At 62.2% G+C, this 19,671-nt stretch carries 22 protein-coding genes and 1 tRNA gene; 7 read left to right on the top strand and 16 right to left on the bottom strand.

The genetic code is table 11. The annotated features are described in order from the left end of the window. Positions 1 to 54: 54 nt before the first annotated feature. A complete protein-coding gene (locus FLQ44_RS14150) occupies positions 55 to 1,206 on the bottom strand; it encodes an aminotransferase-like domain-containing protein (protein ID WP_147694929.1) in 1,152 nt (383 codons plus the stop codon). A gap of 80 nt (positions 1,207 to 1,286) precedes the next feature. Between FLQ44_RS14150 and FLQ44_RS14145 the strand changes: the two genes are divergently transcribed. After that, entirely contained in the window at positions 1,287 to 1,724 is a 438-nt protein-coding gene (locus FLQ44_RS14145; RefSeq protein ID WP_026108176.1) for a MarR family winged helix-turn-helix transcriptional regulator, read from the top strand. A gap of 71 nt (positions 1,725 to 1,795) precedes the next feature. Here the strand turns inward: FLQ44_RS14145 and greB are convergent, their stop codons facing one another. From greB to FLQ44_RS14120, 5 genes are all read right to left on the bottom strand, one after another. Beyond that, a complete protein-coding gene (gene greB, locus FLQ44_RS14140; protein ID WP_147694927.1) occupies positions 1,796 to 2,356 on the bottom strand; it encodes a transcription elongation factor GreB in 561 nt (186 codons plus the stop codon). 61 nt (positions 2,357 to 2,417) lie between these two features. Beyond that, a complete protein-coding gene (gene rluB / locus FLQ44_RS14135; protein ID WP_147694925.1) occupies positions 2,418 to 3,686 on the bottom strand; it encodes a 23S rRNA pseudouridine(2605) synthase RluB in 1,269 nt (422 codons plus the stop codon). A gap of 101 nt (positions 3,687 to 3,787) precedes the next feature. Further along, a complete protein-coding gene (scpB, locus tag FLQ44_RS14130; protein WP_017510122.1) occupies positions 3,788 to 4,378 on the bottom strand; it encodes an SMC-Scp complex subunit ScpB in 591 nt (196 codons plus the stop codon). A gap of 75 nt (positions 4,379 to 4,453) precedes the next feature. Continuing rightward, positions 4,454 to 4,966 carry a GNAT family N-acetyltransferase gene (locus FLQ44_RS14125; RefSeq protein ID WP_147694923.1) on the bottom strand — a complete coding sequence of 171 codons (513 nt, stop codon included), beginning with the start codon at positions 4,964 to 4,966 and terminating at the stop codon, positions 4,454 to 4,456. A gap of 59 nt (positions 4,967 to 5,025) precedes the next feature. Beyond that, positions 5,026 to 5,352: a YnfA family protein gene (locus FLQ44_RS14120; RefSeq protein ID WP_147694921.1), complete on the bottom strand. Its 327-nt coding sequence runs from the start codon at positions 5,350 to 5,352 to the stop codon at positions 5,026 to 5,028. Between the two features lie 210 nt (positions 5,353 to 5,562). On the opposite strand from FLQ44_RS14120, the gene FLQ44_RS14115 reads away from it, so the two are divergent. The 3 genes from FLQ44_RS14115 (at position 5,563) to FLQ44_RS14105 (ending at position 7,535) form a co-directional block, all read left to right on the top strand. After that, positions 5,563 to 6,072, top strand: a complete 510-nt coding sequence (locus FLQ44_RS14115) for a hypothetical protein (protein ID WP_147694919.1) — start codon at positions 5,563 to 5,565, stop codon at positions 6,070 to 6,072. Between the two features lie 247 nt (positions 6,073 to 6,319). Continuing rightward, on the top strand, positions 6,320 to 6,778 hold the full coding sequence (locus tag FLQ44_RS14110) for a carboxymuconolactone decarboxylase family protein (RefSeq protein ID WP_147694917.1): 459 nt from the start codon (positions 6,320 to 6,322) through the stop codon (positions 6,776 to 6,778). 52 nt (positions 6,779 to 6,830) lie between these two features. Continuing rightward, the gene (locus tag FLQ44_RS14105) at positions 6,831 to 7,535 is read left to right on the top strand and encodes an AraC family transcriptional regulator (RefSeq protein WP_147694915.1); all 705 of its coding nucleotides are present in this window, start codon (positions 6,831 to 6,833) and stop codon (positions 7,533 to 7,535) included. 93 nt (positions 7,536 to 7,628) lie between these two features. Here FLQ44_RS14105 and FLQ44_RS14100 read toward each other — a convergent pair whose 3' ends face one another. After that, positions 7,629 to 8,447: a segregation and condensation protein A gene (locus FLQ44_RS14100; protein ID WP_147694913.1), complete on the bottom strand. Its 819-nt coding sequence runs from the start codon at positions 8,445 to 8,447 to the stop codon at positions 7,629 to 7,631. A gap of 119 nt (positions 8,448 to 8,566) precedes the next feature. On the opposite strand from FLQ44_RS14100, the gene FLQ44_RS14095 reads away from it, so the two are divergent. Then, positions 8,567 to 9,415 carry a DUF4344 domain-containing metallopeptidase gene (locus FLQ44_RS14095; RefSeq protein ID WP_147694911.1) on the top strand — a complete coding sequence of 283 codons (849 nt, stop codon included), beginning with the start codon at positions 8,567 to 8,569 and terminating at the stop codon, positions 9,413 to 9,415. Between the two features lie 123 nt (positions 9,416 to 9,538). On the opposite strand, the gene FLQ44_RS14090 is transcribed toward FLQ44_RS14095, so the two are convergent. From FLQ44_RS14090 to FLQ44_RS14050, 9 genes are all read right to left on the bottom strand, one after another. Continuing rightward, the gene (locus FLQ44_RS14090) at positions 9,539 to 10,735 is read right to left on the bottom strand and encodes a tryptophan--tRNA ligase (RefSeq protein ID WP_147694909.1); all 1,197 of its coding nucleotides are present in this window, start codon (positions 10,733 to 10,735) and stop codon (positions 9,539 to 9,541) included. Positions 10,736 to 10,755: 20 nt separating this feature from the next. Continuing rightward, complete coding sequence (locus tag FLQ44_RS14085) at positions 10,756 to 11,400, bottom strand: site-2 protease family protein (protein ID WP_147694907.1); 645 nt, start codon at positions 11,398 to 11,400, stop codon at positions 10,756 to 10,758. A gap of 18 nt (positions 11,401 to 11,418) precedes the next feature. Continuing rightward, positions 11,419 to 12,039 carry an L-threonylcarbamoyladenylate synthase gene (locus FLQ44_RS14080; protein WP_147694905.1) on the bottom strand — a complete coding sequence of 207 codons (621 nt, stop codon included), beginning with the start codon at positions 12,037 to 12,039 and terminating at the stop codon, positions 11,419 to 11,421. Between the two features lie 4 nt (positions 12,040 to 12,043). Beyond that, positions 12,044 to 12,916: a 3',5'-nucleoside bisphosphate phosphatase gene (locus FLQ44_RS14075; protein ID WP_147694903.1), complete on the bottom strand. Its 873-nt coding sequence runs from the start codon at positions 12,914 to 12,916 to the stop codon at positions 12,044 to 12,046. Continuing rightward, entirely contained in the window at positions 12,903 to 13,139 is a 237-nt protein-coding gene (locus FLQ44_RS14070) for an oxidoreductase-like domain-containing protein (RefSeq protein WP_147694901.1), read from the bottom strand. The genes FLQ44_RS14075 and FLQ44_RS14070 overlap by 14 nt, the downstream gene beginning before the upstream one ends. Further along, complete coding sequence (locus tag FLQ44_RS14065) at positions 13,136 to 13,354, bottom strand: RNA-binding S4 domain-containing protein (protein WP_017510111.1); 219 nt, start codon at positions 13,352 to 13,354, stop codon at positions 13,136 to 13,138. The genes FLQ44_RS14070 and FLQ44_RS14065 overlap by 4 nt, the downstream gene beginning before the upstream one ends. Positions 13,355 to 13,571: 217 nt before the next feature. Continuing rightward, positions 13,572 to 14,132 (bottom strand): AAA family ATPase, encoded by a 561-nt coding sequence (locus tag FLQ44_RS14060; protein ID WP_147694900.1) that lies wholly within the window; start codon positions 14,130 to 14,132, stop codon positions 13,572 to 13,574. 477 nt (positions 14,133 to 14,609) lie between these two features. Then, a complete protein-coding gene (locus FLQ44_RS14055) occupies positions 14,610 to 15,608 on the bottom strand; it encodes an asparaginase (protein WP_147694898.1) in 999 nt (332 codons plus the stop codon). A gap of 60 nt (positions 15,609 to 15,668) precedes the next feature. Beyond that, positions 15,669 to 16,991, bottom strand: a complete 1,323-nt coding sequence (locus tag FLQ44_RS14050) for a sodium-dependent transporter (protein ID WP_147694896.1) — start codon at positions 16,989 to 16,991, stop codon at positions 15,669 to 15,671. Positions 16,992 to 17,366: 375 nt separating this feature from the next. Here FLQ44_RS14050 and FLQ44_RS14045 point away from each other — a divergent pair. Then, positions 17,367 to 17,440, top strand: a tRNA-Gly gene (locus tag FLQ44_RS14045). A gap of 36 nt (positions 17,441 to 17,476) precedes the next feature. After that, positions 17,477 to 19,651, top strand: coding sequence for an AsmA family protein (locus FLQ44_RS14040; protein ID WP_170252978.1), 2,175 nt, complete (start codon positions 17,477 to 17,479; stop codon positions 19,649 to 19,651). Positions 19,652 to 19,671 lie beyond the last annotated feature (20 nt).

The following is a 19,671-nucleotide window of genomic DNA, read 5'->3' as shown; positions in this document are numbered from 1 at the left end:
GGCGGCCTTGTTGCATGGCTAGTTGGCCGCGGCCAACCTTACCCTGCCAAGCACTTACTGCGCGGCGCGAATCACGCCGGCCAGGCGCTTGATGCCTTCTTCGATGCGCTCTGGCGAGGCATGGCTGAAGTTCAGGCGCAGGTGGCCGATGCCCTCTTCCGGCTGGGCATAAAACGCCTCGCCCGGCATGAAGGCTACGTTGTTTTCTTCCAGCGCCACTTTCAGCAGCGGGCGGGTGTCGCGTGGCTGCTTCAGCTTCAGCCAGAAGAACAGGCCGCCTTGCGGTATCAGCCAGTCGGCCAGGTCGGCAAAGTGGGTTTCCAGCGCGGTTTGCATGGCATCGCGGCCAACCTTGTAGCTTTGCTGCAGCTCTTTCAGGTGGCCCACGTAGTCACCGCTGTTCAGCCACTGGGTGTTGAACCACTGGCCCAGGCGGTTGGTGTGCAGATCGGCGGCCTGTTTCAGCTTCAGCAGGTAAGGCATCAGCTCGGGCGAGGCCACCATGTAGCCAATGCGCAGGCCCGGGGCCAGCGTCTTGGAGAAGGAGCCACAGTAGATCCACGGCGCTTTTTTCAGGTGCGTTACCAGCGGGCGCGGGGCTTCGCCATCGTAAGACAGCGCACGGTACGGGTCGTCCTCGATCACCGGCATGTTGGCCGCATCGATCACCTCGGCCAGGCCGCGGCGGGTTTCTTCGCTATAGCACGCACCAGACGGGTTCTGGAACGACGGAATCAGGTAGGCCAGCTTGGCCTGGCTGGCGGCAATGGCCTCGGCCAGCTTGGCCGGCGGCAGCTGGCCCTGCTCTTGCTGTACGGTGGTGATGTCGGCACCAAACAGCTTGAATACCTGCAGGGCGGCCAGGTAGGTCGGGCCTTCGGTAATCACCGGGGTGTGCGGGTCGATAAACAGCTTGGCGGCCAGGTCCAGCGCCTGCTGGCTGCCGGACAGCACCAAGACCTGCGAGGCATCGATATCCAAGCCGATACGCGCCAGCTCCTGCACGATGGCAGCGCGGAATTCCGGCTCGCCTTCGCTGGTGCCGTACTGCGCCAAGTGTGGCGGTACGCCACTGAAATCCAGCTTGGGCAAACAGTCTGCCGCAGGCAGGCCACCGGCAAACGAAATCACCTCCGGGCGCTGTGCAGCGGCGAGAATCTCGCGGATCAGCGAGCCGGACAGGCGTTCGATGCGTTCTGAAAACATGTTACTCTCCTTGGCAGACACGTATTGTTTTTACGTCAAATTGTTTGACCAAATTAACGCTTTGTGACGAGCACGTCAACATGAATTCCACCCCCACAAACACATTGTTACGCGATGCGATGAAGGCGTTTTTTCATGCCTATCAGGCCTTTACCGACAAGCCGGACGAAATGCTGGCCAAACGTGGCCTGGCGCGCGTACACCACCGCATTCTGTTCTTTGTGGCCCTGCACCCCGGGCTATCGGTAAAAGACCTGCTGGCCTGTCTGGGCGTGACCAAACAGGCCATCAATATTCCGCTGCGCCAGCTGATGGAAATGGACCTGGTCGAGGCAGGTACCGCCGAGCACGACAAGCGCGTGAAAGAGCTGCGCCTGACCGAAGAAGGCCGCAAGCTGGAAGAAGCGCTGCACCGCGAGCAGGCGCGCCTGCTGCTGCAAGCCTTTGGCGAAGCCGGCCAGCAGGCCACCGAAGGCTGGCTAAAGGTGAACCAGGTCATGGCCCGCCCGCAGAGCTGAGCGGCCAACACGCTGGCTACTGCGCCAGCCACCCTGCACGCCCCCCACCACTGCATACAATAGACAGCGCCCTACTCCCCGATGCGCTGGTAGCGCACCGCCAGAATCTCGATCTCCTCCTCGCCATCCGGCCCGCGAAAATACACGCTATCGCCCTCCCGCGCTTTCAGCAGTACGCGGGCGATGGGTGAAATCCAGCTGATATGGCCGCGCGCCAGGTCGATCTCGTCTACCCCCACAATGCTGAGCGTCTGCTCGCTGCCATTGCCGCGCAGGATATCCACCGTGGCCGAGAAAAACACCTGGTCGGTGGCTTCGCGCCGTTCCGGGTCCACCACTTCGGCGATCTCCAGCCGCTTGGTCAGAAAGCGGATGCGGCGGTCGATCTCGCGCAGGCGGCGTTTGCCGTACAGGTAGTCGCCGTTTTCCGAGCGGTCGCCGTTGCTGGCCGCCCAGTTCACCACCTGGGTCATGTGCGGGCGCTCGTGCTTTACCAGCTGGTTCAGCTCCTGGCGCAGGCGCTCCCAGCCAGCGGGGGTAATGTAGTTCTTGGTAGACGCAGGCAGGCGCTGCTCTGCCGGCAGATCGTCGTCGGCGTCTTCGTCCTGCTCTCGGGTAAAGGCCTTGCTCATGGTTACCTCGTTACAAAAACAAAACGCCCCCGCAACAGCGGAGGCGTTATCAGCGTGATGTCTAGTCGCGCTTGCCGGTTTTAGCCTGGCCGGTTGCCGTCAGGCCCGCCCATTTCATGACCGCTGCTACTTCCGCCTCGTTCAGCTCATAGTACTGGCCACGCTTCAGGCGCGGGGGCAGGCCGATGTTACCAAAACGCACGCGGATCAGGCGGCTTACGGTGAGGCCGAAGTGTTCGAACATGCGGCGCACTTCGCGGTTGCGGCCTTCGCGGATCACCACGTTGTACCAGCGGTTGGCACCCTCTTCCGCGCCACCCTTTTCGCTCACGCGCTGGAACACCGCCGGGCCGTCTTCCAGCTCGACGCCCTTGGTCATTTCCTGCATCTGCTCGCGGGTCAGCTCGCCCAGCACGCGTACCGAGTACTCGCGGTCAAACTCGAAGCTAGGATGCATCATGCGGTTGGCCAGCTCGCCGCTGGTGGTAATCAGCAGCAGGCCAGAGGTGTTCACGTCCAGGCGGCCGATGGCAACCCAGCGGCTGGATTTGGCTTGCGGCAGGCGGTCGAACACGGTCACGCGGCCTTCCGGGTCGTCACGGGTAACGATTTCGCCTTCCTGCTTGTGGTACATGATCACGCGTGGCAGGCGGTCGGCCCACTTCAGCTTGATCGGGTTGCCTTTGGCCGTCACGCGGTCTTGCGGGCCAACCTTGTCACCCAGCGCGGCTTTTTTGCCGTTTACCGTGATAAAGCCGGCTTCGATCCACTCTTCCATTTCACGGCGCGAGCCCACACCGGACGCGGCCAACGCTTTTTGCAGGCGGATCGGCTCGATCTTGCTGTAATCCACGCGGGTTTCGCGCAGGCGGGCGGAGCGGTCCACGATTTCCTGCTTCGGCGCACGCAGTGCCAGCTTTTTGGCGCGCTGTACTTTCGGGGCCGGGCCTTCGCGGCGGGCCTTGCCGAATTCTGGCTGCGGGGCGTCGGAGGCCGGCATGGCGGCGTTTTTATTGCCAAAGCGGCGCTCGTGCTGCAGCGCGGCCTCGCCACGTACTGGCGCAGCGCGGCGGGTATCGTAGTTTACCGGGGCGCGGCGGCCTTCCGGGTTGATCGGCGCGGCATCGCGGCGCGCAGCCGGGGCCGGTTTGCCCTGCGGCGCGGCCGGGGCGTTGCGCGGGGTCAGAAAATTGCCGGTGGGTTTGCCACGGCCGGACGGCTTGCTGCCGCCACCGCTGCGGCCCATATCGGGCTGGCGGGGTTGGCCGCTTTCCTGGCCACGTACGCGGGCCACGGGTTGGCGGGAGGTATTGCGTTGTCCTTTAGACATGGTGTTTCCTGTTTAGCTGTGCGGAAGGCAGCTGCATGCGCAGGCTGAGTACTGCCTTCCCGGCATGGCCTTGCCCGGCGGGGCCGGTGTGGGCGATGCGCTTATTGGGGCGCCTCATCAGCGAGGGGCTCTTCGTCCGGTGGCGCCGGCTCGCTGACCACCAAGGTGGACAGCTCGGCCAATGGCGGCAAATCACGCAGGGTATGAAACCCGAGGTCGTCGAGAAACTTGTGCGTGCTGGCGTATAGCCCCGGGCGTCCGGGCACGTCTTTGTGCCCGATGACTTCGATCCAGCCCCGCTCCAGCAGGGTCTGCATCACACTGGTAGACACCGATACACCGCGTATGGCTTCGATATCGCCACGGGTAACCGGCTGTTTATAGGCGATGATGGCCAGTGTTTCCATGACCGCACGCGAATAACGCGGCGGCTTTTCCGGCGTAAGCCGGGCCAGGTACGGGGTAAATTCGGCGCGCGCGCGAAAGCGCCAGCCAGAAGCCAGCTTGACCAGCTCTACCCCGCGGCCTTTCCAGTTTTGCTGCACCTCGTCCAGGATGTCATTGATCAAGGCCGCTTTCACGTCTTCGGTGAACAGCTTTTTCAGCTGGCCCACGGTTAACGGTTCCTGCGCGGTAAGCAGGGCGGTTTCCAGCACGATCTTCAGGTAATTGAGGTCGGTAATGGTGGACATGACAGCCGCAAGACGGGCAAAACAGAACGGAAGGCGCGGATTTTACACGATTTTTTGCCCACCGGTACGGCTGTTTCAATACCGGCGCGACGGCAGATGATAGTAGCGCAGCCACGCCTCGCCCTGCCCCTGCGCCGTGGCGGTCAGTAGTACGCCGCCGGCGCGGCTGATCACCCGCTGCGACGCGCTATTGTCATCGGCACAAGTAATCAGCCAGCCACCATCCAACTGCGGCGACCCGTGCTGCTGCACGTACGCCAGCAGGCAGCCCGCCACCCCCAGGCCACGCGCCGCCGGGCGCACCTCGTAACCGATATGGCCGCATTGGTCCAGGATAAACGGCGTGCTGCCCAGGCGCAGGCGGATGGCGCCCAGAATGTCACCGCCCTCGTCCAGCGCAAACCAGGTCTGCGTAGGCACGTAGCCCGGCGGCAGGTGGCGGCCGGCGGCATGGTCCAGCACCTGCTGGTAAAACACCGCAGGCGTGGCCTGGCTATGGCGGTAGTGCTCGCAGCCATCGGCACGGCACTGCTGGAAATACGCGGGGTAAGCGTGGCTGTGCAGCACGCTGGCGGCTTCGATACGCATGGCAAGACGAGCGGAATATTTATAGAAATACTAGCCGCTCCCGCGCGGAAAGAACAGCCCTACCCTGCAGTACGCGGTGCCAGCATGATCACCAGCATACCTGCCAGACATAGCGCTACACCGCCAGCATCCCACAGGGTTGGCCGCACGCCATCCACCGCCCATAGCCACAACAGCGCCACGCTCACGTACACCCCGCCATACGCCGCGTAGATGCGGCCAGACGCGTCCGGGTGCAGTGTCAGCAGCCAGGCAAACAGCGCCAGGCTGGCGGCCGCCGGCAGCAGCAGCCAGGCCGACGCCCCCTGCTTCAGCCACAGCCACGGCAAATAGCAGCCAATGATCTCGGCCAGCGCGGTCACAACAAACAGGGCAAAGGTACGCATGGGGGCTTTCGTTTGGGTAGGCCGCGTGGGAGTGGGCAGTGGTTCAGGGATGTGCGGGTGCGGCGGGTTTTATGATGCCACGGCCGGTGTGATGGGCGCGAGATGGGGTGTAAAGCAAGGTTGGCCGCAAAGCGTTTTGCCCGTATGGCATTTGCCTTATCATCAAACGGATAACTAGACGTAGATACCGTCTTGTATGAAGGAAACCGAATGGCACCCAGCTCTCAACATCGCGTCATCCCCCTGATGCATGGCCAGGCAAGAACCGCCGCCATCGCATACCTTGAGGCGCTTGCGGCAGACTTCAGCCTACCGGTAAGCCCTTGTTCTTACGCTTCACTGCGGATCACCAGCATAAACGGACAGCCACTACCGGATGGCAGTTTTACTAACGGCAGCGGCTCTTCAGCAGATGACGGCACCGCCATGCTCGCCGATTACCTGCAGGCACGGCACGTCACCGAGCTACTGGTTCGGGAACCTTATCTGGACATTGGCGAAGCCGACTTACCCGCCCATCTGATAGACGGTGATATCTACTACCTTTATTCGGGTGTGCGACTTCTGAAGCAAACGCTGATCACAGCCGTAGCCGAAAACTGCGTCCCCTGGCTTTTCTTTGCACTGGCGCACTTACGCCAAGGCAACACCATGATGATCGTGGGTGCTTATGATGGAGAAGGCTTTCTGATTTTTGAAGAAGACGCCGATAGCAAGTAGGGTGGGCAAAGCGTGGCGTGGCCACCGGCATGGCAGCTTGGGTTGAGCGCAGCGAAGCCCAGCGTTTACCGAGCCGAACATTGTCTCATCCTGCGCGGAATTTATTGCGAATCGCGGTAAACGTTGGGCTTCATTTCATTCAGCCCAACCTACGGCCCTGAAAACCGGCACGCCATGTCGGTTTTATTCAAGAGCGGGTCGGCACGCCTAAGTAAGCTGGCGTCTCTACTCACAGGGAACCACCACCATGCGTATCGACTACTTTGCCTTCGCCACACCGGCCATGAAGATCCTGATGGCGCAAGAAAGCTACCTGCATGAACAGTTTGCACGGTCAGACACGCTGACGCTTGCGGTCTGGGAGCTGGTCAAGCTGCGGGTTTCACAGATTAACCAGTGTGCGTTTTGTCTTGACCTCCACAGCAATGAGGCACACGAGGGCGGAGAAAGTTACACGCGCATGATAGGCTTGAGCGCTTGGCGCGATATGCCGATATACAGTTCCACGGAACGTGCAGCACTGGGCTGGGCCGAGTTAGTGACGTCCGGTCAACGTATTGAGGATCAGCACTTTCACGATGCAAAAGCAACGCTAGGCGAGCAGGCCGTGGTGGATCTGACCATTGCGGTCAATGCCATTAATAGCTGGAATCGTCTGGTGAAGGCATTCAAACCCGAGGTAGCCAGCCATAACAAACCACGTTAAATCCAGTGCGTTCGACTTCAAGCTGCGCAAGCCTGACAAGCAGCTTGAAGCCGTGGTGCAGGCCGTATGGTCTGCTACTGTATGCGCCGATCACCCCGTGCCGGTTATCAGACGCCTTTACTCTGATGCCAGCAGCGGCATTCTGTTTGCACAGGCCGGCAAGATCGAAATTGATGATATCGGCCTACCGCACGGGGTGATTCTGTGCCCGGTAGCTAAATCATCAGGCGAGGTGACGCTATACCCCGGTTCTCGCCTTGCTGGCATACGCTTTCATCCGGCAACAGCATATGGTGTTCTTGGCCAGCACTATGAAGGCATGACGCGGCTTGCCCCCACCGACGATCACCGCCATGCGCTTTATCCTCTCTACCAGCGATTGTCGGATTGTGACGATACGCACCGCCACCTTGAGCTACTCAGCAACTGGGCAGAGGTGCATCTTGTTTTACGGCAGCTGGTTCCATCTGCGTTGCAGAGTGCATTACAGGCACTGGCAATCGCTGATTCACCCGCCTTGCCCGACACATCACTGCCACGCGGCCAACGCCAGATAGAGCGGCTGTTCCGGCAATGGCTGGATATGACGCCCAAACAGTATCAACGTATCTTGCGGGTAAGAAATGCCGCCAGTTTCCTGTTGTTACACCCCGACGCCAGGCTGGCAGAGGTGGCACTACAATTCGGTTTTAGCGATCAGGCACACATGTGCAGAGAGTTTCGCTCACTGGCCAACACCACGCCAGGGCGAGTCTGAGCCGCTTTGCTTCACGGCCAAAACGGACCGATCACCCCGCACTGACGAGCCCTGTCATCGCCATGATTAATCCACCCCACGATGATTAGCGGGCTACACCAGCGCCAGCCGCACGTAGATGGGCTGGTACGGCTCGTCCTGGCTGACTTTCACCATGCCCTCTTTCACCAGCTCCAGTACGGCGATGAAGTTCACTACCAGGTGGGCCACGCCTTTCTGGATGTCGAACAGCTCTTCAAACGACACGTAGTCGCGGCCGTCCAGGTAGCGCAGGATCCAGCTCATCTGTTCGCGCACCGACAGCTCGTCTTTTTCTACCTTGTGGTGGCGGTTGTGCTTGGCGCGCGACAGGATGGCCAGCCAGGCCTGGCGCAGGTCTAGCGGGCTGACGTCGGGCAAGCGCTGCTCGGCGGACTGCTCTACCAGCACGGCCAGCCAGGCAAAGTCGCGGTCGGCTTGCGGCAGCTTGTCCAGCGCCAGCGCGGCCAGCTTCATTTGCTCGTATTCCAGCAGGCGGCGCACCAGCTCGGCGCGCGGGTCGTCCGGGTCGTCGTCGCCTTCTACCGGCGGGCGCGGCAGCAGCAGGCGCGATTTGATTTCGATCAGCAGCGCGGCCATCAGCAGGTATTCGGCAGCCAGCTCCAGCCGGCCGTCGCGCATGGCGTCGATATAGCCCATGTACTGCGCGGTGACCTCGGCCATGGGGATGTTGAGCACGTCCAGGTTCTGCTTGCGGATCAGGTAGAGCAGCAGGTCCAGCGGGCCTTCGAAGCTTTCCAGGATCAGCTGCAGGGCATCGGGGGGGATGAACAGGTCTTGCGGTACTTCCAGCACCGGCTGGCCGAAAACATGGGCAATGGGCACGCTGGCGGGCAGGGCTGGCGGGGTAAGCTGGAAGGCGGTGTCGGTCATGGTGTCTCTTACCTGCCGCAGGCGCTCTGGCCGGCAGGCAATATGCATTTATTGAACAATCCGGGGCGTTGCGGGGCGCCCCTATACTGGCCAGACCATCATTGTACGCCAGGTTCACCATGACTCGCCTAGCCACGCTTCTGCTTACTGCTGCCCTGCTGGCTACCCTGCCCGGCTGCAGCCAGCCTGATGCCAATGCCGCCGCCACGCAGGCGTCTTCCCCGCGTACCCAGCTACCGGCGTACGGGCGCTTTGTGGCCGTGTACCTGGCCCCCCAAACCGGCGCGCTGCGCAGCTTGTACAAGCAGGCCAAACAGGAGCGCTGGCTGGATGAGGTGGTGCATAGCCTGAATGCGCAGTTTCGTTTGCCGCGTGATATCGACGTCGCCACGGCGGAGTGTGGTGTCAGCAATGCCTTTTTCGACCCGGAGGCACACAGCATTACGCTGTGCTACGAGCTGATTGTGGAGCTGCAGGAGCAGGCACTGGCGCAAAAGCTGCCAGCGGCCGAGCAAGAGGCGTATCTGCAAGGGGTGCTGAGCTTTGTGTTTATGCATGAGCTGGGCCACGCCCTGGTACACGAGCTGGCGCTACCGGCCACCGGGCGCGAAGAGGATGTGGCCGACCAGCTGGCCGTGGTGTCGCTGCTGGGCGAGCCGGATAGTGACAGCGAGCAGGTGTTTGCCAACAGCGTGGCACAGATCGGCCATGTGGCGACCTGGTTTCAGCTGAACGCCAGCGGCGAGTACGAAATGGAAGCGCTGGCCGACAGCCACGCGCTAAACGAACAGCGTTTCTACAATGTGATGTGCTGGCTATACGGGGCACAGCCAGACGCTTTTGACGACATGATTGTCAGCGGCCAGCTACCGGCCGAGCGTGCCGAGGGCTGTGCCGACGAGTACCGGCGGATACGGCATAGCTGGGATACCTTGCTGGCACCGCATATGCTGACGCAGACACACTAGGCGCGGTTGACGCCATGGCCCGTGCAGCTGGCGCTGGATGGCGGTGATACCGACAGGGCACAAAAAAAGGTTGGCCGCATGCACTGCGGCCAACCTTTTTTACGGGCCATACCGTTTACGGTATCAGTAGCCCAGCCCCATGGCCTGGCGTACGTCGTTCATGGTGGCGCGGGCCACCTGCTCGGCGCGGGCGTTGCCTGCGGCCAGAATCTCTTGCACCAGTTTGGGGTTGCTCAGGTATTTCTCGGCACGCTCGAACATGGGCTGCTGCTCGCGCACCACGGCGTCGATCACCGGCTGTTTGCAGTCCAGGCAGCCGATGCCGGCGCTGGTACAGCCCGCTTTCACCCACTCTTTGGTGGCGCCGTCGCTGTACACCTCGTGCAGCTGCCATACCGGGCACTTGGCCGGGTTGCCGGCGTCGGTGCGGCGCACACGTGCCGGGTCGGTGGGCATGCCGCGAATCTTTTTGGTGACCGCTTCGGGTGCTTCGCGCATGGTGATGGTGTTGCCGTAGGACTTGGACATCTTCTGCCCGTCCAGGCCCGGCATTTTGGAGGCGGCGGTCAGCTTGGCCTCGCACTCCGGCAGGATGATCTTGCCCTTGTTTTCCAGCCAGCCCAGCAGGCGCTCGCGGTCGGCGCCGCCCAGGTTCTGGCTTTGCGCCAGGATCTCGCGCGCTTTTTCCAGCGACTCGGTATTGCCGTCTTGCAGGTAGGCGGTGCGCAGCTGCTCGAACTGCTTGCCGGCTTTGCCGATTTTCTTCACCGCGGCCTTGGCCAGCTCTTCAAAGTTCGGCTCGCGGCCAAACATGTGGTTGAAGCGGCGCGCCACTTCGCGGGTGAGCTCAATATGCGGCACCTGGTCTTCGCCTACCGGCACCAGGCCGGCTTTGTACACCAGGATGTCGGCGGCCTGCAGCAGCGGGTAGCCCAGAAAGCCGTAAGTGGTGAGGTCTTTATGGCTCAGCTTGTCCATCTGGTCTTTGTAGGTAGGCACGCGTTCCAGCCAGCCCAGCGGCGTCACCATGGACAGCGCCAGGTGCAGCTCGGCGTGCTGTGGCACTTTGGACTGCACGAAGATGGTGGATTTTTCCGGGTCCACGCCGGAGGCCAGCCAGTCGATCACCATCTCGTTGATGGATTTGCCGATGATGGAAACGTCGTCAAAGTTGGTGGTCAGCGCGTGCCAGTCGGCCACCATGAAGAAGCATTCGTGGCTGTGCTGCAGCTCTACCCAGTTCTTGATTACGCCGTGATAGTGGCCCAGGTGCAGGCTGCCGGTGGGGCGCATGCCGGAAAGAATACGGTTGGCAAACATGTATGGCTTTCAGAAAAAGGTCAGGCTCTTACCAGCAGGTAGAGCAGGTTCAGTACGATTTCGATAAACGGACTCAGGATGGGCGACAGCGTGCGGGTAAACACCAGCGCCAGCAGTATCCACATGCCGTACGGCTCCAGCCGGGAATACTGGTACGCCAGGCCCGGCGGCAGCAGGCTTTCCACGATACGGCCACCGTCCAGCGGCAGCAGTGGCATCAGGTTCAGCACCATCAGTACCACGTTGATGCCGATACCGGCCTGGCTCATCAGCGCCAGCGGCTCGCTATAGGCGTTGTTCATCACCACGGCCAGCTTGAAGAGCAGCACCCACAGTACTGCCATGGCAAAGTTGGCCAGCGGGCCGGCGGCGGCAACCCAGCGCATGCCGGTACGTACATTGCGCAGGTTGCCAAAGCGTACCGGCACCGGCTTGGCCCAGCCAAACAGGAAACCGCCCACGGCCAGGCACATCAGCGGCAGCAGGATGGTACCCACCAGATCGATATGGCGCAGCGGGTTCAGCGACACACGGCCCAGGTTGTAGGCGGTGCTGTCGCCCCAGTACTTGGCCACGTAGGCGTGCGCGGCTTCGTGCAGGGTAATGGCAAACAATACCGGCAGTGCGTATACGGAAATCTTCTGGATCAGGTTGAGTTCTTCCAAGATGCGGTCCTTGCAGGGTTACAGGCCCAGGCGCGCGGGGTCGCCCTTGCCCTGGCGAATCAGCGCCACGCCGTCGGTCATGTCGATGACGGTGGTGGGCTCGGTGCCACACCAGCCTCCATCGATCACCAGTTCTACCAGATGTTCCAGCCGCTCGCGGATTTCGTAAGGGTCGGTGAGCGGCGCGTCGTCACCCGGCAGCTGCAGGGTACAGGACAAAATGGGCTCGCCCAGCTCTGCCAGCAGCGCCAGCGCCACGGTGTTTTCCGGCACACGCAGGCCGATGGTGGCGCGCTTGGGGTGCAGCGTGCGCTTGGGCACGTCGCGGCTGGCTTCCAGAATAAAGGTGAAGCTGCCCGGCGTGGCGGCCTTCAGCAGGCGAAACTGGCCGTTATCCACACGGGCATACGCCGCCAGCGACGACAAATCAGCGCACACCAGCGTCAGGTGGTGCTTGAGGTCGATCTGGCGGATGGCCAGCAGGCGCTCCATGGCTTTCTTGTCGCCCAGGTGGCAGCCCAGCGCGTAACAGGAGTCGGTGGGGTACGCCACCACGCCGCCGTCGCGGATGATCTTGGCGGCTTCGCGTATCAGCCGTGCCTGCGGGTTTTCCGGGTGAATCACAAAGAACTGGGACATGGCATTAGCTCGCTAGGTTGGCCGCAGGCTGCTGGATGCGCGCGGCCAACGGTAGCCAGACCGGCTGGCAGATGGGGGGCAGCGGCTGGGTGCTGCCTACATCGCGCCCGCCCTCGCCCGGCGCGTGAAAGTCGCTGCCGGCGCTGGCGTACAGCTCGTGGCGCTGGGCGTGCAGGGCAAACTTGATCATGTCGTCCAGGCTGTGGCTACCGCTGGCGATTTCAATGGCTTCGCCGCCAGCGGCCTTGAAATCCAGTATCAGCCGCTCGATCAGCGTGCGCCCCATATCGTAGCGCCCGGGGTGGGCGATCACCGCCATGCCGCCGGCGGCGCGTATCCACGCCACGGCGTCTTCCAGGCTGGCCCACTCGTGCGGCACATAGCCCGGTTTGCCGTTGGTCAGGTATTTGCGGAACACGGTTTTGACGTCTTTTACCTCGCCGCTTTGCACCAGATAGCGGGCAAAGTGGGTGCGGCCAACCATTTCCGGGTTGCCGGCAAAGCGCATGGCACCGTCGAAGGCGCCGTGGATGCCGGCTTTTTCCAGCGAGGCCGACATCTGGCGCGCACGCTCTACGCGGCCATCGCGGATGGATTTCAGCCCGGCTTGCAGCACCGGGTTGGCCGCATCAATGCCCAGGCCGACAATGTGCACGGTATGGCGCTGCTGCCAGCTCACCGACACCTCGACCCCGTTCAGAAAGGGCACACCGCAGGCGGCGGCAGTAGCGGCAGCCTCGGCCAGGCCGGCGGTGCAGTCGTGGTCGGTTAGCGCCAGCAGGGTGGCGCCGCGCTCGGCGGCACGGCGTATCACCTCGGCCGGGGCGAGCCCGCCGTCGGACGCCGTGGAGTGAAAGTGCAGATCAATGCTGTTCATCAGGGCCTTTGTTTGCTGCGCGGGCCTGGCGTGCGGTTTCGCGCAGCTGCCAGGCGGCCAGCTTCTGGCGGTGTTCACTTACCGCAGAATCGTAAATATCCCAGACACAGGGCTGGCAGCCGCTGTGGCAGCAGGCGTAGTCGTCCGGCGCTTCGGGGGGCTCTGGCTGCGGGTCGAAGTCGTCGTCGAACGCTTCTGGGCCGATGGCTTGCAAGGTACTCACGCTGCGGCTACTACCTTGATGGTAAAGCCCTCGCCGGACACCAGCTGGCCTACACGGATCTTGTTGGTCTTGCGCAGCTCTACCTGGCCGTCTACCAGCACATTGCCCTCGGCAATAAAGTGCTTGGCCATGCCGCCGGTGTCGCACACACCGCAGGTTTTCAGCAGGTCGCACAGCGGGATGTAGTCGCCGCTCAGTTCGTAGATTTCGTTCATGGTTCTGTTCACAGGGGTTGTGCACACTGCCTTTTGACAGGGCTGTGTGCCGGCTGTGGACAAGCGCCACAAGCCTTTGTTTGTTCTTGCCATTTTCTGGCTGACTGTTTTTTCATCAGCCCGGTTTTACTTTCCACACCGCTGCGGGACAGCCTTGTGCACCGGCTGTGGACAAACAGCCTAACTGGCTGAGCCGTAAGGCGAAAGCCATGCCTGCCTAAAAAACAGGCAGCTGCGGCAGTACCCGCCGCAGTGCCGCCCACGCAGCCGCCTGGCGCTGCGCCCCCTGCCCTGCTACCAGCTGATACGGCACACCGGCCGCCTGCAAGGCATCGCGGTACAGGCCAAACAGCCAGTCGCGGCTATCGGGGTGGCTGCGTAGCGGGTCCGGCTGCCATGGCAGGTCGGGCGCGGTAAGCAGCGTCTGCGTGTAGCGATGCGGCTGGTTGATGGCCAGCAGTGCCGGCTCGGCCTGGCCAAAGGCGACCTCGGCCCAGATACGGCAGGTCAGCACCGTGGTATCGCACAGCAGTACGCTGGCACCGGCGTCGCAAGCGGCCTGCTCGGCGGCCAGCTGCCCGCGGGCAATGGCCAGGATATCGGCGGCACTGGGCTGGTAAGGCCGGTGGGCATAGTAGGCACGGGCGTACTCTGCCACCGCTACCGCCACCACGCCGTGCTGCTGCAGCCGGCTGGCCAGCTGTGCGGCCAAGGTGCTTTTACCGCAGGATTCGGGGCCGACAATGGCAATGCGTACAGGGGGGCAAGCGTCAGACATATGCCGCCCATTATACGCGGCAACCGCCCTGCCCTGTTACCCGCCTGCAGCACAGGGCGGCACAGCGGGCCCGGCTATCCATAGTATGCGTAAAAACGCCCACATCCTGTGGGAGCAAGGGTGTGGGCGGGCTGTGGAAAAGTGCCACAAGCTGATGATTTATCGAAATAAAGCACTATTAGCCTATTTTTTAAGCAATCCCTGCGCGGCAGGCCCTGCCTTGGCTGTTCACACCCTGCCAGACACGGCCCAAGCATGCATTAAGACAAAACGCCCACACCCAGTGGGAGCAAGGGTGTGGGCGGGCTGTGGAAAAGACGGGCAAGTGCTTGATACGGCAGGCATAAAGCGCGGCTGACTATTTTTTAATCACCTGCCGCGCTTTATGCACGCCGGTACGGGAAAGTGCTGTGGGGTGGTTGTGGACAGATGCCCTAAACCCATGACGCACAATGTTTTTCCGGCACTGCACATTTTTTAATCAGCCAGCGAGACCTCACCGCGCAGATTAGCGGCCCAGGACTGGCGTAAAGCGGGTGTGCTGAGGCCCTGCGACAGCAGATAAAGCAGCTTGGCGTTGGCCGCTTCCGGCGTCATGTCGCCGCCGGCTAGCGCGCCGGCCTGCGCCAACGGCTGGCTAGCCGCGTAGGCGCCTACTTCTACCGCGCCTTTGCCGCATTGTGTCAGGTTCACCACCAGGCAGCCGCGCGCACTGGCCACACGCACGCCGTCCAGCAGCGCGGCGTCGTCTGGCGTGTTGCCGTTGCCGTAGCTGTGCAGGATGGCCGCCTGCGGGGTGTCTGCGGCCAACCAGCGGCCAAAGTCGGCCGCCATGCTGCCTGGCAGCAAGAAGCCGCTGCGGATGCTGGCCGGCTGCGGCAGCACGGCACGGAAGCTGCCACTGCCACGGCGCCACTGTGCGGTGTCCCAGCCGGCGTGAATGCCAAAGCGGGCCAGCGGCGCGGCGTTGGGGCTATCAAAGCCGGCAAAGCTGGCGGCGTCTACCTTGCGCGCACGGCAGCCGCGCAGCAGCAGGCGGTTAAAGGCGATGGCAACCTCGTGCAGCGCTGGCTGGCAAGCGGCCTCGATGGCATCGGCCAGGTTGCCCCAGCCATCGCTGCGCGGGTGGCCCAGCGGTAGCTGCGAGCCGGTCACGATCACTGGCTTGGCCAGGTTTTCCAGCGCAAAGGCCAGCACGCTGGCGGTGTAGGCCATGGTGTCGGTGCCGTGAATCACCACAAAGCCGTCGTAGCACTCGTAGGCGGCGGCCAGGTCGGCCACCAGCTTTTGCCAGTCGGCCACGGTAATGGCGGACGAGTCGATCAGCTGCGGGTACTCCACCACGTCCCAGCTTACGCCGTCGCGCGCCAGGCGCTGCAGCTGGGCTGGCAGGTAGCCCGGCACGGGGGCCAGGCCAGCGGGGGTGGGCGCCATGCCGATGGTGCCACCGGTGTAAAGAATCAACAGTTTGCTCATGCGCCATGCTCCTTATAAAAAAACGGCGTCCCCGGAAGGGTAACGCCGTTTAGGTGTGCATTACAGATTGTGTACCAGAATGCCCAGAATCAACACCGGTGCCACGTAGCGGCAGAAACCGCGCATGGCACGTAGCCACAGCGGGTTACGCCCGCCCGGCGCCAGCTCGGCCTGCACCACCGGCCACACTCGCCAGCCCACAAACACGGCCAGCAGTACCTCGCCCAGCGGCATCAGCAGATTGGATGTGATGTAGTCCAGCAGGTCGAAAATACCTTTGCCGAACACGGTGTATTCGCTCCAGATACCCAGCGACAGCGACGCCGGAATACCCAGCAAGAACACACCCGCCGATACCAGCAGCGCGGCACGGCGGCGTGGCAGCTTGAACTCGTCCATCACCGCGCTGACCACTACCTCTAGCAGCGATACCGACGAAGTCAGCGCCGCTACCAGCAGCAGGCAGAAGAACAGCACGGCAAACAGCTGGCCACCGGCCATCTGGGCAAACACCGCCGGCATGGTGATAAAGGTCAGGCCCGGGCCGGCTGCCGGGTCAAAGCCAAAGGCGAACACTGCAGGCAGCACCATCAGGCCGGCCAGGAAGCAGGTCATCACGGTAAGCGCAATCACCCACAGCGAGGAACCCAGCAGCGGGGTATCGCGGCCAACGTAAGAGCCGTAGGTAATCATCACGCCCATACCCAGCGACAGCGAGAAAAAGGCCAAACCCATGGCGTCTACCAGCATGGTGCCGGTGACTTTGCCAAAATCGGGGGTCAGGAAATACAGCAGGCCATCCATGGCGCCAGGCAGCGTCAGGCCACGCACGATCAGCACCAGCATCAGCACAAACAGCGCCGGCATCAGAAACTTGGACAGGTTCTCGATGCCCTTCTGCACGCCGCCCAGCACCACTGCCAGCGTCAGGCCGGCAAACAGGCCGTGGTAGATCAGCGGTTGTACCGGGTCGGTAATAAAGCCGTTAAAGGTATCGCCCAGCACCTTGGCATCGCTGGTCAGGATGCTGCCGCCAAGCGACTTGCCGATATAGGCGATGGTCCAGCCACCGACCACACTATAGAAAGAGTAAATCAGGAAGCACACCAGCACGCCGGTAAAGCCCACCCATGGCCAGGCGCGGCCGCCCAGCTGGCGAAAGCTACCCACGGCATTGCTGTTGGCCGCACGGCCCAGTGCCATTTCGCCCAGCATCAACGCCAGGCCCACGGTCATGCAGATCAGCAAATAGATAAACAGGAACGCACCACCACCATTGGTGGCCGCCACATACGGAAACTTCCAGATGGCCCCCAGGCCGATGGCGGAACCCGCCGCAGCAAGGATAAAACCGAGGCGAGAGCCCCATTGAGATCGAGACATACAGACTTCACTTCCAAACGGTAACGAAACAGGGCTGCCGGTAAGCACCCCACGCAAGCGCCATGCTGCCGGTAAGCACCATGGCGATTCACACGCTCGTTGCCGGTCTTGCCACGGCGGGTAGCGCGTGCAAGGCCCTGCAGCAGCCGGGTAGGCTGGCCCTGGGTACGGGCAACCGGGGGCCAGGTTGGCCGCGGGTGCCGCGCAGGCGGGCGGAACGTACTGGCCCTAAAAAGCCAGAACCGCCAGCGGCACAGCCTGTCTGGCGGTTTTGTATACGAAATACAGTACTTAAAATACCATAACAGGGCTTTTGCGTCAGCCGTAGCCTTGCCTAGCCTGGCCGCTATGCGTATACTCGCGCTTCACCTGAGTGCGGGTGTAGCTCAATGGTAGAGCAGAAGCTTCCCAAGCTTACGACGAGGGTTCGATTCCCTTCACCCGCTCCATCCTGCCTTATCAATCACGCCGCAGACCCAATGCCCATGAAATGGAACTCTGGCCGGCTATGGCTCAAAACCGCTGTCTATAGTCTCGTTGCCCTGGTTTCGCTGCTGGCCATCGGGCTGATCCTGTTTTTTTTGCGTTTCGATAGCCAAAGCGTACGCAACAACCTGCAGAACTCGCTGGCAGACACCCAACGCACCGTTACCATCAACGGCAAAATTTCCCCCATGCTGTTTCCCTCGCCGGGCCTGGCCATTGGTGGCCTGGAAGTCAGCGAGCCCGGCAGTAAAGCGTCTTTTGCGCGTATCGGCGAAGTAGAAGCCCGCCTGGCCTGGCTACCCCTGCTGTTTGGCGAGCTGGAAATCACCCACCTGTCGCTGCACGACACCCGCATGGACCTGGTGCGCAACAGCGATGGCAACATGAACTTTGCCGACCTGCTACGCCGCCGCAAAACCAGCAAATTCAAACTGGACCTGGACACCATGACGCTGCGCGGCACCAGCCTTTCGCTGTCCGACCGCGTGAATGGCCGCCTGAGCCGCCTGGAAGAAGGCAGCCTGGATATAGAAGGCCTGAAGTCTGACGCGCGACTGTCGTTCGGTGGCCGTATCGTTAGCGACAACCACGTGGTGAGCGTCGCCGTCAAAGCACCGTTTACCCGCCAGGATGACCAGGTCAGCATCGACCAGCTGGACGCGCTGGCCATCAGCAGCACCGACAAGCTAGGCGAAGTGCGGCTAGGGGCGGAAGGCCGCCTGAAGCTGAACTTTGGCACCCTGCTGGCCAGCGGCGAAGACATCAAGCTGACGCTGGACACCTCGCTGCCCAAAGGCCACGCCGAAGCGCGCCTGCCGCAAGTGAGCGCCAGCCTTAGCGAGCTGTCCACCCCGGCCGCCGCCATTACCGGCTCGGTCAATTACGCTCGTACGCAATACCGCTTTTCCAGCCAGCTGGCCGAAATCAAGCTGAACCGCGAAGGCGCATTTGCCGACCAGATGCTGGGCAACTTTGCCTGGTCGGTAGGCGGCCACGCCATCAACATGAACCTGCGCGCACCGCTCAGCCTGGCGGCCTACCACCAGCTGCGCCTGGAGCCGCTGGTACTGACCGCCCATCTGAAAACTCCGGTGCTGCCACGCGGCCAACTACAAGCCTCGCTGCAAGGTGCGCTGGATGGCGACCTGGCTGAAAGCCGGCTGAACCTGCGCGTCGCCGGCCAGCTGGACGGTGCCGCGCTGGCGGCTACCGCCACGCAGTACGGTTTCTTGCAGCCACGCCACGAAGCCACGCTCACGGTAGGCAAGCTGGACCTGAACCGCTATCTGCCGGACAACCAGGCCGAAAAAGCGGTAGCGCTGTTCCAGAACGGCACGCCCTTCCGCCTGGACTGGATGGATTTCCTGAACGTAGACGGCAAACTGTCGGTGGGCGAGCTGGCCATGGGCCGCTTCCGCATCAAAGGCATTACCGCTGATATCAAGGCGCGGCCGGAAAGCATTTCGCTGGACCAGCTGGGCGCGGAGATCTACGACGGCAAGCTCAAAGGCAGCGTGAAGCTGCTGCGTGACAAAGAGCCGCGCGTGGAGCTGTCACAGCAGCTGATCGGCATGCAGATCAAACCGCTGATGCTGGACCTGTTCGACTTTAACCGTGTGGAAGGTGCCAGCAACGGCTGGGTACAGCTGAACGCGCACGGCAACTCGCTGGCCGCGCTGCGCAATACGCTGAGCGGCAAAGTGGCGGTGCGGCTGGAAAAAGGCGCGCTCACCGGCATCGACCTGGTATCGGCGCTGCGCGACCTGCCGGGCGAGCTGAAAGACTGGAACAACAACACCATGGTGGCGCAGGCAGACCAGAAAACCACCTTCTCGGCCCTGTCGGCCGGGTTTGAGCTGGACAACGGCATTGCCCGCAACCAGGACCTGAACCTGGAATCGTCGCTGGTGAATGTGAAAGGCGGGGGCAAGTTCGACCTGACACAGAGCATTGTGGACTACACGCTGAATGTGCGCGCCAACCCGCAGGCCTTCAAGCAGCTGAACGGCATCAATGTGCCGCTAAAGATTACCGGCCAGATCAACAAGCCCACCTACTCGCTGGATTTCAACGCCATGGTAAAAGGCAAGAAGACCGAAAGCGAAAAACAGCAGGCGCTGAAAAAAGAGCTGACCAAACAGATCACCACCATCCTGCCGGGCAGCAAGAAGTAAGCACGTAGCCCGCCACAAAA

The organism is Vogesella mureinivorans, from assembly GCF_007644035.1.
GTDB classification, from domain to species: Bacteria; Pseudomonadota; Gammaproteobacteria; order Burkholderiales; family Chromobacteriaceae; genus Vogesella; species Vogesella mureinivorans.
This window is presented reverse-complemented; position numbering and strand designations above follow the sequence as displayed.

Bases quoted from the DNA above. Each gene is read 5' to 3' on its own strand.
- FLQ44_RS14150 (WP_147694929.1), bottom strand. From the start codon at position 1,206: ATGTTTTCAGAACGCATCGAACGCCTGTCCGGCTCGCTGATCCGCGAG.
- FLQ44_RS14145 (WP_026108176.1), top strand. From the start codon at position 1,287: ATGAATTCCACCCCCACAAACACATTGTTACGCGATGCGATGAAGGCG.
- greB (WP_147694927.1), bottom strand. From the start codon at position 2,356: ATGAGCAAGGCCTTTACCCGAGAGCAGGACGAAGACGCCGACGACGAT.
- rluB (WP_147694925.1), bottom strand. From the start codon at position 3,686: ATGTCTAAAGGACAACGCAATACCTCCCGCCAACCCGTGGCCCGCGTA.
- scpB (WP_017510122.1), bottom strand. From the start codon at position 4,378: ATGTCCACCATTACCGACCTCAATTACCTGAAGATCGTGCTGGAAACC.
- FLQ44_RS14125 (WP_147694923.1), bottom strand. From the start codon at position 4,966: ATGCGTATCGAAGCCGCCAGCGTGCTGCACAGCCACGCTTACCCCGCG.
- FLQ44_RS14120 (WP_147694921.1), bottom strand. From the start codon at position 5,352: ATGCGTACCTTTGCCCTGTTTGTTGTGACCGCGCTGGCCGAGATCATT.
- FLQ44_RS14115 (WP_147694919.1), top strand. From the start codon at position 5,563: ATGGCACCCAGCTCTCAACATCGCGTCATCCCCCTGATGCATGGCCAG.
- FLQ44_RS14110 (WP_147694917.1), top strand. From the start codon at position 6,320: ATGCGTATCGACTACTTTGCCTTCGCCACACCGGCCATGAAGATCCTG.
- FLQ44_RS14100 (WP_147694913.1), bottom strand. From the start codon at position 8,447: ATGACCGACACCGCCTTCCAGCTTACCCCGCCAGCCCTGCCCGCCAGC.
- FLQ44_RS14095 (WP_147694911.1), top strand. From the start codon at position 8,567: ATGACTCGCCTAGCCACGCTTCTGCTTACTGCTGCCCTGCTGGCTACC.
- FLQ44_RS14090 (WP_147694909.1), bottom strand. From the start codon at position 10,735: ATGTTTGCCAACCGTATTCTTTCCGGCATGCGCCCCACCGGCAGCCTG.
- FLQ44_RS14080 (WP_147694905.1), bottom strand. From the start codon at position 12,039: ATGTCCCAGTTCTTTGTGATTCACCCGGAAAACCCGCAGGCACGGCTG.
- FLQ44_RS14075 (WP_147694903.1), bottom strand. From the start codon at position 12,916: ATGAACAGCATTGATCTGCACTTTCACTCCACGGCGTCCGACGGCGGG.
- FLQ44_RS14065 (WP_017510111.1), bottom strand. From the start codon at position 13,354: ATGAACGAAATCTACGAACTGAGCGGCGACTACATCCCGCTGTGCGAC.
- FLQ44_RS14060 (WP_147694900.1), bottom strand. From the start codon at position 14,132: ATGTCTGACGCTTGCCCCCCTGTACGCATTGCCATTGTCGGCCCCGAA.
- FLQ44_RS14055 (WP_147694898.1), bottom strand. From the start codon at position 15,608: ATGAGCAAACTGTTGATTCTTTACACCGGTGGCACCATCGGCATGGCG.
- FLQ44_RS14050 (WP_147694896.1), bottom strand. From the start codon at position 16,991: ATGTCTCGATCTCAATGGGGCTCTCGCCTCGGTTTTATCCTTGCTGCG.
- FLQ44_RS14040 (WP_170252978.1), top strand. From the start codon at position 17,477: ATGAAATGGAACTCTGGCCGGCTATGGCTCAAAACCGCTGTCTATAGT.